This window comes from Micromonospora sp. M61 (genome assembly GCF_018070245.1).
Lineage (GTDB): Bacteria > Actinomycetota > Actinomycetes > Mycobacteriales > Micromonosporaceae > Micromonospora > Micromonospora zamorensis.
Window position 1 is genome coordinate 1 of sequence record NZ_JAGPYA010000143.1, and the last position, 1,517, is coordinate 1,517.

Genomic DNA, 1,517 nt, shown 5'->3' on the forward strand with positions numbered 1-1,517 from the left:
CAGCATGCGCAGCGAGTCGAGCCCGTTGCCGCCGCCGGCCATCCACCGGTCGATGGAAACCGACCGGCTCTGCGTGCCGATCTCGACCACCTCGAGCGACGTGGCCCGCACCTTCACCGGCTCTACCCTGCCGTTCTCCATGCTCCAGCGGTAGTGGAGGTCCGGCGGCGTGCCCTCCCTGCCGAACGACGGGTTGCCGGCCGGCTTGCCAACCGTGATGGGCGGGGCGCCGGGGCCCACGCCCTCGGTCGTGCCCAGCGGCCTCCACTGGTGGCTCGCTTGGTCCTTGACCAGCAACGACCTGGGCTCACGATGGAAGAACAGATCCCCGCCGTCGACCCGTCGCCCGGCCGGCGGCCTGCTGACCGGCTCGCCCCAGTATCTCAAATGGTCGATCGAGCGTGAGTGCCAGCCGTTTTGCACCCCCGGCCCGTCCAGGTCGTGGAAGCTCGTCTCGCCGGGCCGCGGTTTCACCGACGGCCCCGACGCGAGTCCCGGCGGCGTTGGGAACGTCAAAAGGTCCACGGTGCCATCCGGGTTCTGCCGGAGCATCTGCGTGAGCCTCTTGGGCTGGGGCTGGGCAGCCCCGGCCGGACGAGCCGCCGGTGTGGCCGAGTTGACGTCCCAGGACCTGCCGTCGGGGGAGTAGCTGATGATCTTGCCGCTCAACGGCTGCGAGTCCAGGACAGTCTCGCCCCGGCGCAGCGTGGTCGGGCCCATCGTGCCGTCGGCGCGCAGCTCGATGTAGGACAAGGACGTGTCCGGGCCGGTGGCGGGTCCCTCGGGGGTCGGGCGCGCATCGCCGCCGGGGCGTCGCACCTCTGCCGGGAACCGCGACTCCGCCGAAACCCGCACAAGATCGGCACGCCCGTCGGGGCCGGTCTGCAGCAGCTGACGCCCGGGGGTGGGGGTGCTGGCCCGGGGCGTGGCAGGCCCCGGAGCGTCGGCCCGGGTGGCCGCCTGGTCCGGTCGCACCGGCACGGCGCCATGCTCGATCCGAGTGGATCCCGCGTCCGCCCGTGCCGGTGCGGGTGGAGCCGACGCGTTCTGCAGGCGCGAGTCGGCGCGCGTCACGGCCGATCGGTCGGAATGCCCGGCCACCGCCGTGTCCACCTCGCCCGGCCGCTGCGTCGCCGATCCGTGAGACGGGCCGTGGCTGGACAGGCCGCCGCCTCCGCCGAACGAGTGGCCACCGGTAAGCCGGACACCGTCCACGGTGATCGCGCCGGACTTGGGATCGAGTCTGATCTGGTCGCTGATCGCTCGAGGGTTCGCCGGAGCGAGAGTGCCGTCCGGCAGCATGCGCAGCGAGTCGAGCCCGTTGCCGCCGCCCGTGCCGCCGGTGGCCATCTGCCGGCCGATGGAAACCGACCGGGTCTGCGTGCCGATTTCGACCACCTCGAGCGACGTGGCCCGCACCTTCACCGGCTCTACCTTGCCGTTCTCCATGCTCCAGCGGTAGTGGGCGCTGTCCGGCGGCGTGCCCTGTCCAGTGCCCCCCCTGCTGAACGACGGGT

The 1,517-nt window shown here is 72.4% G+C and carries 1 protein-coding gene; it reads right to left on the reverse strand.

The annotated features are described in order from the left end of the window. Positions 1-1,449 (reverse strand): hypothetical protein (locus tag KBX34_RS32945; protein ID WP_210928973.1); only part of this gene is annotated, 1,449 nt, incomplete at its 3' end. Positions 1,450-1,517: the final 68 nt, after the last annotated feature.